General features: G+C 61.2%; 15 protein-coding genes. 7 read left to right on the top strand and 8 right to left on the bottom strand.

Annotation, left to right across the window (positions count from 1 at the left end):
• Window positions 1-103 precede the first annotated feature (103 nt).
• From ETQ85_RS14765 to ETQ85_RS14725, 8 genes are all read right to left on the bottom strand, one after another.
• Window positions 104-1,369, bottom strand: a complete 1,266-nt coding sequence (locus ETQ85_RS14765) for an IS256 family transposase (RefSeq protein ID WP_148579837.1) — start codon at window positions 1,367-1,369, stop codon at window positions 104-106.
• A gap of 469 nt (window positions 1,370-1,838) precedes the next feature.
• Window positions 1,839-2,489: a hypothetical protein gene (locus ETQ85_RS14760; protein WP_148579836.1), complete on the bottom strand. Its 651-nt coding sequence runs from the start codon at window positions 2,487-2,489 to the stop codon at window positions 1,839-1,841.
• 230 nt (window positions 2,490-2,719) lie between these two features.
• On the bottom strand, window positions 2,720-3,397 hold the full coding sequence (locus tag ETQ85_RS14755; RefSeq protein WP_148579835.1) for a hypothetical protein: 678 nt from the start codon (window positions 3,395-3,397) through the stop codon (window positions 2,720-2,722).
• 34 nt (window positions 3,398-3,431) lie between these two features.
• Window positions 3,432-3,899 carry a hypothetical protein gene (locus ETQ85_RS14750; RefSeq protein WP_148579834.1) on the bottom strand — a complete coding sequence of 156 codons (468 nt, stop codon included), beginning with the start codon at window positions 3,897-3,899 and terminating at the stop codon, window positions 3,432-3,434.
• Window positions 3,900-3,912: 13 nt separating this feature from the next.
• A complete protein-coding gene (locus ETQ85_RS14745) occupies window positions 3,913-4,365 on the bottom strand; it encodes a hypothetical protein (protein WP_148579833.1) in 453 nt (150 codons plus the stop codon).
• Between the two features lie 1,160 nt (window positions 4,366-5,525).
• Window positions 5,526-6,032, bottom strand: coding sequence for an NUDIX hydrolase (locus ETQ85_RS14735; protein WP_148579832.1), 507 nt, complete (start codon window positions 6,030-6,032; stop codon window positions 5,526-5,528).
• Window positions 6,033-6,047: 15 nt separating this feature from the next.
• Window positions 6,048-6,386, bottom strand: coding sequence for a DUF2782 domain-containing protein (locus ETQ85_RS14730; RefSeq protein WP_148579831.1), 339 nt, complete (start codon window positions 6,384-6,386; stop codon window positions 6,048-6,050).
• A gap of 47 nt (window positions 6,387-6,433) precedes the next feature.
• Window positions 6,434-7,159 carry an LOG family protein gene (locus ETQ85_RS14725; protein WP_148579830.1) on the bottom strand — a complete coding sequence of 242 codons (726 nt, stop codon included), beginning with the start codon at window positions 7,157-7,159 and terminating at the stop codon, window positions 6,434-6,436.
• Between the two features lie 58 nt (window positions 7,160-7,217).
• Between ETQ85_RS14725 and polA the strand changes: the two genes are divergently transcribed.
• The 7 genes from polA to ETQ85_RS14690 all read left to right on the top strand — a co-directional run bounded on the left by polA (window position 7,218) and on the right by ETQ85_RS14690 (window position 14,706).
• Window positions 7,218-9,941 (top strand): DNA polymerase I, encoded by a 2,724-nt coding sequence (gene polA / locus ETQ85_RS14720; protein WP_148579829.1) that lies wholly within the window; start codon window positions 7,218-7,220, stop codon window positions 9,939-9,941.
• 44 nt (window positions 9,942-9,985) lie between these two features.
• Window positions 9,986-10,495, top strand: coding sequence for a DUF2242 domain-containing protein (locus ETQ85_RS14715; protein ID WP_148579828.1), 510 nt, complete (start codon window positions 9,986-9,988; stop codon window positions 10,493-10,495).
• Complete coding sequence (locus tag ETQ85_RS14710) at window positions 10,495-11,691, top strand: lytic murein transglycosylase (protein ID WP_148579827.1); 1,197 nt, start codon at window positions 10,495-10,497, stop codon at window positions 11,689-11,691. The genes ETQ85_RS14715 and ETQ85_RS14710 overlap by 1 nt, the downstream gene beginning before the upstream one ends.
• On the top strand, window positions 11,688-12,530 hold the full coding sequence (queF, locus tag ETQ85_RS14705) for an NADPH-dependent 7-cyano-7-deazaguanine reductase QueF (RefSeq protein ID WP_148579826.1): 843 nt from the start codon (window positions 11,688-11,690) through the stop codon (window positions 12,528-12,530). The genes ETQ85_RS14710 and queF overlap by 4 nt, the downstream gene beginning before the upstream one ends.
• Window positions 12,527-13,576, top strand: a complete 1,050-nt coding sequence (gene murB / locus ETQ85_RS14700; protein WP_148579825.1) for a UDP-N-acetylmuramate dehydrogenase — start codon at window positions 12,527-12,529, stop codon at window positions 13,574-13,576. The genes queF and murB overlap by 4 nt, the downstream gene beginning before the upstream one ends.
• Window positions 13,577-13,654: 78 nt before the next feature.
• A complete protein-coding gene (locus ETQ85_RS14695) occupies window positions 13,655-14,221 on the top strand; it encodes a hypothetical protein (protein ID WP_148579824.1) in 567 nt (188 codons plus the stop codon).
• 125 nt (window positions 14,222-14,346) lie between these two features.
• Window positions 14,347-14,706 (top strand): cupin domain-containing protein, encoded by a 360-nt coding sequence (locus tag ETQ85_RS14690; RefSeq protein ID WP_148579823.1) that lies wholly within the window; start codon window positions 14,347-14,349, stop codon window positions 14,704-14,706.
• Window positions 14,707-14,752 lie beyond the last annotated feature (46 nt).

Genomic DNA, 14,752 nt, shown 5'->3' with positions numbered 1-14,752 from the left:
ACTTGAAGCGTTTTGCCGAAGGCTTGGGAGTGTCAGAAATTTTGTGTTCGAGGCGGTTTTAGGGATTCTTGCCCTGCCGCGGCAGGGCAAGAATCCCCAGGGTTCATCGCGCCATCGCCGGAATGAAGCGATCCGTGTACAGAATGGCGAACTGATTCATCGCGCTCTTCCAATACGTCATCGGCCTCTTCCACTCGGCTGTGATGTTGCGTAGCGCCAGCCAGATCAGCTTGGTGGCCGCCTCGTCCGTCGGGAAGTGCCCCCGCGTCTTGATGATCTTGCGCACCCGGGCATTGACGCTCTCGATGGCGTTGGTCGTGTAGATCACCCGGCGCACATCCGGCGGGAAGGCAAAGAACGGGATCACCTGCTCCCACACCCGCTGCCAGGCCACCGCGATGGTCGGGAAACGCTGTCCCCATTCTCCTTCTGCAAACGCCTCCAGGGCCGCCTCTGCCGCCTCGGCGCTCACCGCCTGGTAGATCGGCTTGAGCGCGTGGGCCAGACCCTGTCGGTCCTTGTAGCCCGCGTAACTCAGGCTATTGCGCAGCAGATGCACGATGCAGGTCTGCAGGGTACTTTGGGGATACACCGCCTCCAGCGCCTCGCTCATGCCCTTGAGCCCGTCGGTAACGGCAATCAGGATATCGTGGCAGCCGCGCACCTTCAGGTCATTGAAGACCTTGAGCCAGAACTTGGCCCCTTCGGTGTTCTCGATCCACAAGCCCAGAATGTCACGGCTGCCGTCGGCGCGCACCCCCAGGGCCAGGAACACCGCCTTGTTGCGCACCACCGCGTCTTCCCGGATCTTGACCCGCAGGGCGTCGAAGAACACCACCGGGTACATCGCTTCGAGGGGGCGGCCCTGCCACTGCAGAACCTCTTCCATCACGGCGTCGGTGACGCTGCTGATGAAGTCCGGCGACACCTCGGTGTTGTACATCTGCACCAGAAAGCCCTGGATCTCGCGCACACTCATCCCGCGGGCGTACATGGCGATGATCTTGTCGTCGAAGCCGCTGAAGCGACGTTCGTGCTTGCCGATCAGTTGCGGCTCGAACAGGCCGGCCCGGTCACGGGGAATGTCGATGCGCAGCGGCCCGTCATCGGTCAGAACGGTCTTGCCGCTGCTGCCGTTACGTTGATTGGCAGTGGCATCCGGTTTGGCACCGCCTGCCGGGTAGCCCAGGTGGTGGCTCAGCTCGGCGCCCAAGGCCCGTTCGATCAGTGCTTTCTTGAAGCCGCGCATCACCTCTTCGACGGACTCTGCGGTCATCGGGCCGGTGACGATCTGGTCCAGCCATTCCGACGCGGCCGCGGGCAAGGCTGCGACCACCGGTTTCACTACCTTCTGTTTCTTCGAGGTCATACATGTTCCTTTCGGGGAGCATGGTAGGCCTCAAACACAAAAATACGGACAGGCTCCGAAGGCTTGGCTCCTCGTGCATTAATAATCCCTACCCACAGCTTCGCCACGGACAAGTACAGCGAATTGTTCCGCAACGTGGTTTATCGCCATGACGGCGAATGGTGGGAGGCGTGAATATGGCTGACGCCAAAGAAAGCCTAAAGGGGTAGGCGATGACGGACGTTCAGCAAATCCCAATGAAGCAGCTCAGACTGGGCACTGGTATGTCGGGTGCGGCACGAATGGAAATGTCGGGCTGTGGGATGGAGAATGTTTTCTTGTGATTGGGCAAGAGGGTGCCAAGGTGTCGGCTGTACCGCCCAAATGGGAAAACCGTTGGGTCATCAAGCAGGAAACGTATTTCACAGAATCGTCCGGTTGCTTCCAGCCGTTCGCCACCATCAATGAGGGAGGGCGCCCTTGATTAAAACTATTTATTGGAATTTGTGTGTTTCTGATTCCACATCTTGAATCTGCTTGGCTCCCTAGCCTTGGCTCGCGCAATGTCCCAAGCAATTGCAGACTCCATAGCTTGCTGCGGTACCAGCATTTTGTTCAATCCTGGCGGTCGCCGAATATCTGACTCGCGATGAGCTTCATCGGCACCATAAAACTCTATCGTTTCACCGAAATTATATGGACCACCAGGAACAGGTTCCTCTGTTACGGGAAAGGCTTGAGTAGGACAGATATCCATTACTGAATCTAGCCACGGGTAATATTCTTCGGAATAGCACCCTTCCCCTGGTTGCTGATCGCACAAATAAAGCTCAGAAAATTTTGCGGCAATTTCCTGTACAGACAAACCACTGCCTGCCCATTCGTTCAAATCAGGCTCGCGCTCACTTATGAATTTCGGTGCCATGTCAAAACCATACTCACACCTAAAAAGGTTGGGATAGACCAATGCCTCCCCAGTGCGTGCTTTGAAAGGCATTTCTTGGTAGAGAACAACCATCAAAGTTTGAACCCAGCGCAAATATGAATAGAACCTGACATTGGCGAACCCCAAGCTCTTCAGCTCTCGGATCATGGGCAGGATCATGTACAACGCAGATTTTTCGACTTTGGGCTGATGCATAGCGCCTCCTAGCAAAAATTATTACTGCCCGTGCATCAATTAAACTCAGTCATTCTGAATTCCGAATGGATATTTAACGGGGCGACAGCCTTTATCAGAACGCGCACTGACCTGAATGGATTAAGCCGCATCACGGACCGCAACGATTGAGTGATCTTGTATGAGATAATTGTGGTCAGGTTGATTGCTAGCGATTTGTATTCAACTCCTGTCTGGCTTCCCACCTCAAATCACTTGCCCGCCAGCTTCGCGCAGACATCCATATTCTGGTAGCAACTCTCTAAAAGAGAAATCATGAAAGTCTTCGTGGCGAGCGCTTCGAGCTTGCCATTCTTCGATATCTTAAAGGTCAAGATTTCGGTGACGATTTCCTTCTCCTGCATCGTTAGCAAGTAGTATTTGTCTTCACGAATCTTGCGACTCTTGAAATACAGGCCTACCGGCATCTTGTCTGAGAAGACCATTTTCAGGTCGGCTATCTCGCCGTCGATGTAGTCCTTGACGATCACATCGTTGCTCGAATTACCAAGAAAAGTTTGGTATTTCGAGAAGGACAGGAGTCGGTTCAATAAGCTTAGCGCGAGCTGTTCCTGATTATCCTTTGCATTCGGGAAGGCTTTCTCTTCATTGCTCCGCTGGACATGCACCAGTTCCCACAAGGCACCGATCCGCTTAGCGTCATTGAAGGCTGCGACCTCCTTGGCCTCGGGATTCTCTGGCCAGTTCATGGAGGTTGATTTGATGGCTTCATTGTTGCCGGCGAGCTTTTTGCCGATGGAGGCAATGTATTTCGACATCCTCTCGATCTTCACCTTCTCTCCAGCCGTTTGCGCCGTCGCAGTCAACGGGACTGCAATGGCAATGGCAAAGACCAAGGAACTGCCGCCGATTATGAGCTTCATATTCATATATGATCCTATTGAGACTTTCGGCCCCTTCTATTTATAGGTTGATGTTGAGAACGACCCAATTCTCGAAATACTGAGAATTGGCAATCGGCACTCCGAGCTTGCAGGCATTTGCCAGAGCCCTTTTGATCATCCAATAGGCCTCGTCGAAGAGATTGAGGGAGATGATCGACGCCAGCCCCTTGCTATGGTGCTTCAAATCGTTTCTGGCGGCGTTCCAGGCATTGTAGATGTCCGCCTTCTTTGCCTTGCCATCGAACGGGCTGAATTGGGTTCGCTCCCTGATTTGCCAAATGGCTGCGGTTGAATCCTCGACGGCGGAAGTCATCCCCTCGTCGGCGAGAATGCCAGCGTAGATCGCCTCTGCGGCTCCCGCCAGAGTGATCGAGCAGATGTAGTTACCGGCGAGAAACAGCGCAATGGCTTCGACAAGCTGAACGCGGGCAATCTCGCTCTTTGGGAGCTGCGTATCGTCTTCGTAGCCGAGTGTCGGAACGCTCATGCCGGCTCGGGGGCTAGCTTTCCCAGTGCGACGAGTAGATTACGCCGCTCGGGATGAACATCTTTTCCTTGACCGCGCGGACGGCAGCGTTTTCGCCGCTGACGCCCTTGGCTGCCAGTTCCTTGGCGTAGTCGGCAGCTTCCGTGAAGGCGTTGGTCGAGCGGGTGGCGCCGAGATACATGGGGCGTCCGTCATCCCTGTCGGCGCGGGCGCAGGCTTCGAGGCAAAGCTGCGCGATGTAGCCGCGGCGCTTGCGGGCGAGTTCGACGATGGAGGCTGACTGCTGCGTCTCGATGGGGGAACGGCTCATCTTTTCCAGCCAGTCGGCCTGTCCGGCGATGGCCGAGAGCAAATGCTGGTCGGTCATGGGCTTGGGGTCGTCGAAGGTTTGGCTGCCTCCCCGGCCGATGGCCTTCAGGAAGAAGATGATAACAATGATGGCGAGGATTCCGCCCAGTACCTCCATGATAGTTCGCTCCCATGTTCTTTAAGCTTTTCGAAGCCTACATGATGCCACTGTATTGGACAGCCCGAAACACTCATAACTAGGGACATGGACAACCTGGGTCCAGCTTAAAATTCGCGGACTGGAATGAAGAGGCCATAAAGAAATCCTGTGGCTCATTGAATCCCTTGCTGAGAAGGCTGCCGTTTGCCTTCACTACGCAAGGAGCCACACATGCAGTTCAGCCGAATCCCCCTCCGATCAAGCCAGCGTTAGTCACTTCAGTCCCCGGCCCTTCAACCTCAAAGCGCAGTAGCTTGTGGTAGGGAAGTACTACCTCTTCATCTGACACGGCATGACTGATCGCAAAGCTGTCTTTTCTGCAGCTCAAATAAAATGCAGAGCCGGATTTGAGGGGGATGCCACTTCCGCCAACATAAACAGCGATCAATGGTTTGCCCAGCGCCTTGTCCTTAATGCGCTGAAGTGTCCTAGCAGCACTCTCGCGGATTTGATCTGCAGCGTTCTTTGGTTTGGGCTTGGGTTGTAGCTTTGGGTTCGCGTCAAGCGATGCAGTATCGGAATTTGGTTTAATGAATGCTTTAATAAGGAAAAAAGCGAAATGAGCCCGACCCCAATGCCAAGAAATGTAAAGAAGGTGGCTCCCTTTAGATCAGAAGTGTTGGCAATTAGGAAATAAGCGAGTCCACCGAACAAGACAGAGTTGATCAACCACATAATGTTGAACATGATGCCGTATACCTTTCTAGAGTACATCGCAGATGTACTGTGCCACGTGGTTCTCAATAAGGCTATGTAGAGTGGCACTTGCATAAGGCGGCGCAATGTGCATCTTTGCCAAAGCAGTGGGCGGCAGTTTTCCTGAGGTTTGAAGTGATTTCTTCGGCGCCGTGTCACTAAGTCGATAAGAGAAAGACCCGGAGGCAATCCAAGAAGGGGGGCGGTGCGCCATGGCGCTATCGCCTACCAGTAGGGTCGTTTCCATGTAGTGGTCAAGGAGCGCGGAACCTCCATCACCCGAACAATTCGGGTTGTGATTTCAGCGACCCGTATCGCTTGGGGGTCGCCAAACGGCAGGAAGATTTGTATCGTTTTGGGCGATGCGACAACATGGCTCATTGAAATCAGACTCCGAGCGGGGAGTATGCTTTTCAGGGTATTCACTGAATATGTTTGTCAGACTTTGGCGCCGGCGGGGCAAAATCTTGCTCGACGTCCGACAGCACTGAAATCTGATTGGTGTCGAACCAATTCTTGGCTGTGGCGAGGACGGCCAAGTCACGCTGTCGCCCCTTCACGTTGCTTGTTTTTGAGATGAGATCGGCCGCGACTTCAAAGCTCACCCAGCGGGTGCTCGTCGTCTCCCACTGCAGGCTCCCTTGGGGGCCCAGATGACGCATGACGAAATAAGCATTGCTGCTGAGTCCGCTATGGAAGATGCCTGGGAGCACATCGACGACTTCGGCGGTGTAGCCGGTTTCTTCCTTGACCTCACGTAAGGCTGTCTCTTCCGGGGTTTCTCCACTGTCAGGTCTGCCCTTCGCGAAGGTCCAGACATAACCGTCAAAGTGGTTGGCAGGCTCACGAAGTAGAACCTGTCCAGTTCTGCAAAGTAGAACCCCTCCATATGCTTGTGCGCTCGAGATAGGCCAGTCTGCGTTTTTCATGGCGGGCTTCGGTGCTCACCACTTCTTGATGATCCACTTGGGCACGCGCAGCCCGGTGTCCTGGGCGTCGCGACGGGTGAAGTCGCCGTTGCCGACATCGTCGAAGAGGTAGTAGGGAATGCCGCCCGGCGGGGTGACCTTGACCATGTAGAGCTGGCCGTTAACCCGGTATTCCTCCACCGTGTCTTCGCCCTTCTTGATGATGGTGACCTGCGGTTCCTGGGCCTGGTCGAGCTCCATGCCCGGGGGCGGCGGAGGTGGTTCGGGCAGGGGTTCGAGTTTCGGTGCTTGCTGGGCCCAGGCCGAGGCGGTGAGGGCGAGCAGCAGGGCTGCGAAATAGGGTACGCGGGGCATGTTTTTCTCCTGGCTATGCCGGAATTGTAACCTGCGCGTCTGGCCGGTCAGAGGTTGAGCATCAGCTCGTGTTCTTCCGGCAGCGGCAGGAAGCCCCGGCTCTGGTAATGGGCGAAAATCGCATCCACCACTTTTTCGGGTTCATCGATCACCTGGACCAGGTTCAGGTCGTCCGGGTTGATCATTCCCTCGCTGACCAGGCGGTCCTTGAACCAGTCCAGCAGGCCGCGCCAGAAGGGTTCGTGGACCAGGATCACCGGGATGTTGCGGCTCTTGCCGGTCTGGATCAGCGTCATCGCTTCGAGCATCTCGTCGAGGGTGCCGAAGCCGCCAGGCATCACCACGTAGGCCACCGCGAACTTCACGAACATGAACTTGCGCGCGAAGAAGTGCTGGAAGGTTTGCGAGATGTCCTGGTAGGGATTGGCCTTTTGCTCCATCGGGAGCTGGATGTTCAGCCCCACGCTGGGCGACTTGCCGAAATAGGCGCCCTTGTTGGCCGCCTCCATGATGCCCGGGCCGCCACCCGAGATGACCGAGAAGCCGGCATCGGAGAGCAGGCGGGCGATTTTTTCGGTCTGCGCGTAGTAGGGATGGTCGGGTTTGGTGCGGGCGCTGCCGAAGATCGAGACCGCCGGGCGGATCGGCTTGAGGCGTTCAGTGGCCTCGACGAACTCTGCCATAATCCCGAAGATCCGCCACGACTCCCTGGCCGTGAAGTTCTGCGCTGCCGTATTCGGCACCATCCGGGGAAGTTTGTTTTTTGCCGTCATTGTTTTTCTGATTGAGGAGTGAGGAGGGAACGGCTGGCCCGCTCCTTCCCGTTTACCCATGCCGACCCTGCTGCTCGTCGACGGTTCCAGTTACCTGTACCGCGCCTTCCACGCCCTGCCCGATCTGCGTAACTCGGCGGGCGAGCCCACCGGCGCCGTGCGCGGGGTGTTGTCCATGCTACGTCGCCTCGAATCCGACTACAAGGCGGAATACCGCGCCTGCGTATTCGATGCCAAGGGCAAGACCTTCCGCGATGACTGGTTTCCCGACTACAAGGCCCAGCGCCCGTCCATGCCCGACGACCTGCGCGCCCAGATCGGACCGCTGCACGAAGCCGTGAAGGCCGAAGGCTGGCCGCTGCTGATGGAAGACGGCGTCGAGGCCGACGACGTGATCGGCACACTGACCCGCCAGGCCGTCGCGGCCGGCTGGGAGGTGGTGATTTCCACCGGCGACAAGGATCTGACCCAGCTCGTCCAGCCCGGCGTACGCTGGGTGAATACCATGAGTGAGGAAGTCCTCGACGAGGCCGGCGTGACCGCCAAGTTCGGCGTGCCGCCAAACCTCATCGTCGATTACCTGACCCTCATCGGCGACACCGTGGACAACGTGCCCGGCGTCGAGAAGTGCGGCCCCAAGACGGCGGTGAAGTGGCTCACCGAATACGGCACCCTCGACAACCTGATCGCCAACGCCGACAAGGTCGGGGGCAAGGTCGGCGAGAACCTGAGGAAGCACCTGGATTTCCTGCCTCTCGGCCGCCGGCTGGTCACGGTGGTGACCGACCTGACGCTGCCGGTGACGCTGCCGGAGCTGGCTGCCCGCGAGGACGACAAGGAAGCGCTGGCCGTCATCTATCGGCGCATGGATTTCAAGGGCTGGCTGAAGGAGCTGGAGCTGGGCGTCCATCGCGCGCCGGCCGCCGTGGCCGATGAAGCCGTCGTCGTCGAAGCCCGGGGTGAGCCCGGCGCCCATCGCAGCGGCTACGAAGTCCTGCTCGACTGGGCTGCCTTCGACGCCTGGCTGGTGAAGATTTCCGCTGCCGAACTCACTGCCTTCGACACCGAAACCACCGGCCTCGACCCGATGGCGTCCACGCTGGTCGGCATGTCCTTCGCCATCGTCGAGGGCGAAGCCGCCTACCTGCCGCTGGCCCACCACTACGCCGACGCCCCGGCCCAGCTGCCGCTGGCCGAGGTGCTGGCCAAGCTCAAGCCCTGGCTCGAATCCGACGCCCACCACAAGCTCGGCCAGAACCTCAAGTACGACTGTCACATCCTTGCCAACCACGGCATCGCCCTGGCCGGGATTACTGAGGACACGCTGCTCGAGTCCTACGTGCTCGAAAGCGACAAGTCCCACGACATGGACTCGCTGGCCAGCCGCCACCTGGGCCTCAAGACCCTGACCTACACCGAGGTGTGTGGCAAGGGTGCCAAGCAGATCGGCTTCGGCGAGGTCGAACTGGCCCGCGCTACCGAATACGCGGCCGAAGACGCCGACATCACGCTGCGCCTGCACCACAACCTGGCGGCCCAGCTGGCCGCCGAGCCCGCCCTTGCCGCGCTGTATCGTGACATCGAGCTGCCCACCGCGCGGGTGCTCTTCGAGATGGAGCGCACCGGTGTACTGATCGATGCCTTCCTGCTCGCCCAGCATTCCGAAGAACTCGGCCGCCGCCTCTACGACCTGGAGAATGAAGCCCACGTCCTTGCCGGCCAGCCCTTCAACCTGGGTTCGCCCAAGCAGCTCGGCGAAATCCTGTTCACCAAGCTCGGCCTGCCGGTGGTCAAGAAAACCGCTACCGGCCAGCCGTCGACGGATGAGGACGTGCTGTCGCAACTGGCCGACGACTATCCGCTGCCCAAGCTGCTGCTCGAGCATCGCAGCCTCGCCAAGCTCAAGAACACCTACACCGACAAGTTGCCGCAGATGGTCAACCCCAAGACCGGCCGCGTGCACACCAGCTTCAGCCAGGCGGTGGCCGTCACCGGGCGTCTTGCCAGCACCGAGCCCAATCTGCAGAACATCCCGATCCGCACGCCGGAAGGGCGCCGCATCCGCGCCGCCTTCATCGCGCCCCAGGGCCATGTCATCATCTCGGCCGACTACTCGCAGATCGAACTGCGCATCATGGCCCACCTGTCCGGCGACACGGGCCTGCTGGACGCCTTTGCCAAGGGCGAGGACGTGCACCGCGCCACCGCCGGCGAGATCTTCGGCGTGACCCCGCTGGAGGTGACCAGCGAGCAGCGCCGCTACGCCAAGGTGATCAACTTCGGCCTGATCTACGGCATGAGCGCCCACGGCCTGGCCAAGAACCTGGGTATCGACCGGGGCGCCGCCGCCAACTACATCGAGCGCTATTTCGTGCGTTATCCGGGCGTCGCTGCCTACATGGAGCGCACCCGCCTGGAGGCCAAGACCCACGGCTACGTCGAAACCGTGTTTGGCCGCCGACTCCACCTGCCGGACATCCGTGCCCAGCAGGTCGGCCGCCGCCAGGGCGCCGAACGGGCCGCCATCAACGCGCCGATGCAGGGCACCGCCGCCGACCTGATCAAGAAGGCGATGATCGCCACGTCCCGGTGGCTGAAGGAAGCCGGTGTCAAGTCGCGCCTGATCCTGCAGGTGCACGACGAACTGGTGCTCGAAGTGCCGGACGATGAAATCGCGCTGATCCGCGAGCAGTTGCCGAAACTGATGGCCGGCGTGGCGCAACTTTCCGTGCCGCTGGTTGCCGAAGTGGGCGTTGGCAACAACTGGGATGAGGCGCATTGAGCGGCCGCGTGCCAGGCCTCACCGGACTCAGGAAAGCACCATCCATGCACCACCGCGTCATCCTGTTGCTCTGCAGCCTGCTTCTGGCGGCCTGCAGCAGCACGTTGAAACCCAAGGACGACAGTTACCGGCTCGAGAATTTCGCGCCTGATTCGCCCTTCGAGCAATCCTTCGAGCTGTCTCCCACCGCCGCCTGCGAAGCCGGCCGGCGGGCCTTGCTCAGCCAGGGCTACCTGATCGACGAGAGCAAGGTCGATTCGGTGCGCGCCCGCAAGTACTTCCAGCCCGACCGCAGCACCCAGGTGCAGCTCAGCTTCAGTCTGTTCTGCCTTGCCGAGGGCGACGGCTCGGCCGTTTACGCCAACGTGCGTCAGTTGCGCGAAGAGCTCAAGGCCGGCTCGGCCAGCACCGGCCTCAGCGTTACCGGCATCGGCTCGCTGTCGCTGCCCTTTGGCGGCAACAACGAATCCATGGTCAAGGTCGGCGAGGAAACCGTTACTGACGCCGAGTTCTACGGGCGCTTCTTCGCCCTCATGCAATCCTTTATCCGCTGATGAAATCACTGTTTGCCGTTCTTGCCGCGACGCTTTTCGCTGCTACCACCCATGCCGCCGAGCCCGCCGATCCGGCCCGCTTCGCCTCCTGCCTGTCCGAGCTGAAGGGCGGCGCGGCGGGTCGTGGCGTATCGGGGCCGTCCTATGAGCGCCTCACCGCCAGCCTTGCGCCCGACCTGAAGGTGCTCGACTTCCTCGACTACCAGCCCGAATTCCGCACCCCGATCTGGGATTACCTGTCGGGGCTGGTCGATGAAGAGCGCGTCGCCGACGGCAAGGCCCTGCACAAGCAGTGGGCCGAGGTGCTGGCTGCCGCGTCGGCCCGCTACAAGGTCGACCCGGCCACGGTGGTGGCGGTGTGGGGCGTGGAGAGCAACTTCGGGCGCAACTTCGGCCAGCGCCCGCTGCTCACGTCGCTGTCGACGCTGTCCTGCTACGGGCGGCGCCAGGCCTATTTCCGCGGTGAGTTCTACGACGCGCTGAAGATCGTCGACTCCGGCGACGTGAAGGCCGAGCAACTGGTCGGTTCGTGGGCCGGCGCCTTTGGCCACACCCAGTTCATGCCCTCCACCTTCCTGCGTCTGGCGGTCGATTTTGACGGCGATGGCCGCCGTGATCTGGTCGGCAGCATCCCCGATGCGCTGGCCTCCACCGCCAACTTCCTGCACAAGGCCGGCTGGCGCGAAGGCGAAACCTGGGGCTACGAAGTCCAGCTGCCCGCCGGCTTTGACGCCAGCCTGGCTGGCCGCCGCAACAAGCAGGCGGTAGCCAGCTGGAGCGCCCGCGGCGTGAAGCGCATCGACGGTAGTCCGCTGCCCGCCAGCGAGGCCCCGGCCGGCGTGTTGCTGCCGGCGGGGCCGCGTGGCCCGGCTTTTCTGGTGTTCCGCAATTTCGACGCGATCTACGGCTACAACGCCGCCGAGAGCTACGCGCTGGCCATCGCCCATCTGTCCGATCGCCTGAAGGGCGGCCAGCCTTTCGTGACCCCGTGGCCGACCGACGACCTTGGCCTGTCGCGCGCCGAACGCCGCGAACTGCAAACCCTGCTGATCGCCCGCGGCCACGCCATCGGCACCGTCGACGGCATGCTCGGCGACGCCAGCCGGGCGGCCATCCGCGTCGAACAGCAGCGTCTTGGCCACACCGTCGACGGCCGCGCCGGCCAGAAACTCCTCACTGCACTGCGCAAGTCATGAGCCACGCTCCTTCCCATCCCGGCGCCTCGCCCCTCGGCAAGCCCGTTGCCTACGCCGAGCACTACGCGCCCGAGTTGCTCTTCCCCATCGCCCGCCAGGGCAAGCGCGACGAGATCGGCATTGCGCCGGCCGCGCTGCCTTTCATCGGTGAAGACCTGTGGAACGCCTACGAACTCTCCTGGCTCGACCCGCGCGGCAAGCCGGTGGTGGCTCTGGCGAGCTTCCGGGTGCCGGCCGATTCGCCCAACCTGATCGAGTCCAAGTCCTTCAAGCTGTATCTGAACTCCTTCAACCAGACCAGGGTGGCCAGTGCCGCCGAGCTGGCCGACACCCTCGCCCGCGATCTGTCCGCCGCCGCCGGTGCGCCGGTGGCGGTGCAGGTCGAACCCCTGAGCACCCGCCCCGAGCGGCCCATCGGCTATCCGGAGGGGGTGCTCCTCGATACCCTCGACATCGACATCGATTGTTACTCGCCCGATCCGGCCCTGTTGATCGCCGACCACAGCCAGCCGGAAGTGGGCGAGACCCTGTATTCGCACCTGCTCAAGTCCAACTGCCTGGTTACCGGCCAGCCGGACTGGGGCATGCTGGTGGTGCGTTACCAAGGCGCGCCGATCGACCGGGAAGGCCTGCTGCGCTACATCGTGTCCTTCCGCCAGCACAACGAATTCCACGAGCAGTGCGTCGAGCGGGTTTTTGTGGACATCCTGCGTCAGTGCCAGCCCACCGAGCTGTCCGTGTGGGCCCGCTACACCCGTCGCGGCGGGCTCGACATCAACCCCTGTCGCCGCACGCCGGGCCTGCCTGCACCGGCATCCCTCGCCGAAGTCCGCCAATGAGCCACGCCACCACCTCCGCCGACCTGCTCCGCCAGAACGTTGCCCTCGACAGCTTCAACACCCTGCGCCTGCCGGCCCGTGCCGCCTGGTTTGCTGCGGTGGACAGCGTGGACGGCCTGCGCGCCATTCTTGACGATCCACGCATCCAGGGCCTGCCGCGGCTGGTCATCGGCGGTGGCTCCAATCTGGTGCTGGCCGGCGATTTTCCGGGCCTGGTGCTGCACGTGGCCTTCCACGGCCGCACCCGCGTGCAGGAAGACGCCGAGGCTTTCTACATCCGCGCCGGCGGTGGCGAGAACTGGCATGATTTCGTGCGCTGGACGCTGGAAATGGGCTGGCCGGGCCTCGAAAACCTGTCCCTCATCCCCGGCACGGTCGGCGCCGCGCCGGTGCAGAACATCGGCGCCTACGGCCTCGAGATGGCCGAGTATTTTTACAGCCTGCGCGCCTACGACCTCGAAACCGGCAAGACGGTCGGCTTCGACAAGCGCGACTGCGCCTTTGGCTACCGGGACAGCTTTTTCAAGCAGGCAGGCAAAGGGCGCTACCTGATCGCCGCAGTCACCTTCCGTCTGCCCAAAAAGTGGAAGCCCGTTACCGGCTACGTCGACGTGAGCCGCGAGCTGGAAGCGCAGGGCATTGCTGCACCGACGCCGCTACAGCTTTCCGACGCGGTCATCGCCGTGCGTCGCCGGAAGCTGCCCGACCCGGCCGAGATCGGCAATGCCGGCAGCTTCTTCAAGAACCCGGTGGTGAGTGCCGAAGATCACGCCCGCCTGGCGGCCGCCCATCCCGGCCTGCCCAGCTACCCGCAGGCCGACGGCCGGATGAAGCTGGCGGCCGGCTGGCTCATCGAGCAGGCTGGCTGGAAGGGGCGTCGCCTTGGCCCGGTGGGCTGTTACGAGAAGCAGGCCCTGGTGCTGGTCAATCACGGCGGGGCGACGGGGGCCGACGTGCTGGCCGCCAGCGTTGCGGTGCGCCTGGATGTACGCGCGCGCTTCGGTGTCGATCTGGAGGCGGAGCCGGTTTTTGTCGGATCGGCCTGAGGTGGTTTCCATGCCGCCCTAAAGGTTTTCGGAGCCGTGCCGAAAAACGGGGAACCTGATTGAAACCCGGAGACGACGATGACAGCAGCAGACGAACGGCGCGGTTCCAGCGCCAGCATGCCCGACCTGGACTGGAGCCAGGTGCGTGAAACCGTACTGATGCTCGAACTTGCCGTCGGCCAGATTGATGCGGCGATGAAGGAAGGCGGCAGCTCGGTGGAAGTGCTGACCGATTCCTTCACCTCCATGGCCGGCTACATGCGCATGATGGGTACGGCGCTCGAGCAACTCCCCGACTCCCCGGCTACCGCCCAGCTCAAGGAGTCCCTCATCGGTCACGCCGGCGAAGTGGCCGGCCGGGTCCAGAAGTCGATCATCGCCTTCCAGTTCTACGACAAGCTCAGCCAGCGCCTGGCCCACGTTTCGCACAGTCTCGAAGCCCTCACTGGCCTCGTCACCGACCAGCGCAAGCTCTACAACCCGTTTGAATGGGTCGCGCTGCAGGAAAAAATTCGCGCCAAGTATTCCACCCGCGAAGAAATCGAGATGTTCAACGCGGTGATGAAGGGCATGCCGGTGAAGGAAGCCCTGAACAACTACAAGGCCGAAATGAAGGACAAGGGCGACGACGTCGAGCTGTTCTAACGCGGCTGTCGCGTCCGCCCCCCGAATTCCCGTGGGTCGGACTTCAGTCCGACAAACCCTGGTGGAGCCTGCGCTGCCGGACTGGTTCGTGCAAGACTTCGCCACGCTCTCCCGCATCTGCAGCAATGTCTCCCATTCTCCATTTTTCCGATCCGGCGCCCGATGTCGTCGAAGACCGCCCGGCCCTCAGCCGGGCCATCGGTGCGCCACCCCTGCGCCTGACCGCCGAACGTTACAGCGCCGACAGTGGTGCCTTGTCGATGGGCGACTGGGAGTGCGAACCCGGCGCCCGGCGGATCGCTTTTCACGACGGCCGCCACGAGTTTTTCCAGGTGATCAGCGGGCGTCTGCGCATTGTCGATACGGCCGGCAACGCCCGCGAGTTCGGTCCCGGCGAGGCCGGGGTCATTCCGGCCGGCTTCATCGGTACGTTTGAGGTGCTGGAGCGGGTGTACAAACGCTATGTGATGGTCGACCGGCCGTAGCGGGGGTGTCGGACTGAAGTCCGACCTGCAGGGATGGTCGCCGATT

Origin of the sequence: Zoogloea oleivorans (assembly GCF_008107625.1) — a bacterium.
Classification (GTDB): Bacteria; Pseudomonadota; Gammaproteobacteria; order Burkholderiales; family Rhodocyclaceae; genus Zoogloea; species Zoogloea oleivorans.
Note: the sequence above shows the minus strand (reverse complement) of the source record. Positions and strands in the feature narration are given on the sequence as shown.

What these genes read in the sequence shown, in the direction of transcription:
- ETQ85_RS14750 (WP_148579834.1), bottom strand. Translation starts at nt 3,899, where the DNA reads ATGAGCGTTCCGACACTCGGCTACGAAGACGATACGCAGCTCCCAAAG.
- ETQ85_RS14765 (WP_148579837.1), bottom strand. Translation starts at nt 1,369, where the DNA reads ATGACCTCGAAGAAACAGAAGGTAGTGAAACCGGTGGTCGCAGCCTTG.
- ETQ85_RS14760 (WP_148579836.1), bottom strand. Translation starts at nt 2,489, where the DNA reads ATGCATCAGCCCAAAGTCGAAAAATCTGCGTTGTACATGATCCTGCCC.
- polA (WP_148579829.1), top strand. Translation starts at nt 7,218, where the DNA reads ATGCCGACCCTGCTGCTCGTCGACGGTTCCAGTTACCTGTACCGCGCC.
- ETQ85_RS14755 (WP_148579835.1), bottom strand. Translation starts at nt 3,397, where the DNA reads ATGAATATGAAGCTCATAATCGGCGGCAGTTCCTTGGTCTTTGCCATT.
- ETQ85_RS14730 (WP_148579831.1), bottom strand. Translation starts at nt 6,386, where the DNA reads ATGCCCCGCGTACCCTATTTCGCAGCCCTGCTGCTCGCCCTCACCGCC.
- ETQ85_RS14695 (WP_148579824.1), top strand. Translation starts at nt 13,655, where the DNA reads ATGACAGCAGCAGACGAACGGCGCGGTTCCAGCGCCAGCATGCCCGAC.
- ETQ85_RS14715 (WP_148579828.1), top strand. Translation starts at nt 9,986, where the DNA reads ATGCACCACCGCGTCATCCTGTTGCTCTGCAGCCTGCTTCTGGCGGCC.
- ETQ85_RS14690 (WP_148579823.1), top strand. Translation starts at nt 14,347, where the DNA reads ATGTCTCCCATTCTCCATTTTTCCGATCCGGCGCCCGATGTCGTCGAA.
- ETQ85_RS14735 (WP_148579832.1), bottom strand. Translation starts at nt 6,032, where the DNA reads ATGAAAAACGCAGACTGGCCTATCTCGAGCGCACAAGCATATGGAGGG.
- ETQ85_RS14710 (WP_148579827.1), top strand. Translation starts at nt 10,495, where the DNA reads ATGAAATCACTGTTTGCCGTTCTTGCCGCGACGCTTTTCGCTGCTACC.
- queF (WP_148579826.1), top strand. Translation starts at nt 11,688, where the DNA reads ATGAGCCACGCTCCTTCCCATCCCGGCGCCTCGCCCCTCGGCAAGCCC.
- ETQ85_RS14745 (WP_148579833.1), bottom strand. Translation starts at nt 4,365, where the DNA reads ATGGAGGTACTGGGCGGAATCCTCGCCATCATTGTTATCATCTTCTTC.
- ETQ85_RS14725 (WP_148579830.1), bottom strand. Translation starts at nt 7,159, where the DNA reads ATGACGGCAAAAAACAAACTTCCCCGGATGGTGCCGAATACGGCAGCG.
- murB (WP_148579825.1), top strand. Translation starts at nt 12,527, where the DNA reads ATGAGCCACGCCACCACCTCCGCCGACCTGCTCCGCCAGAACGTTGCC.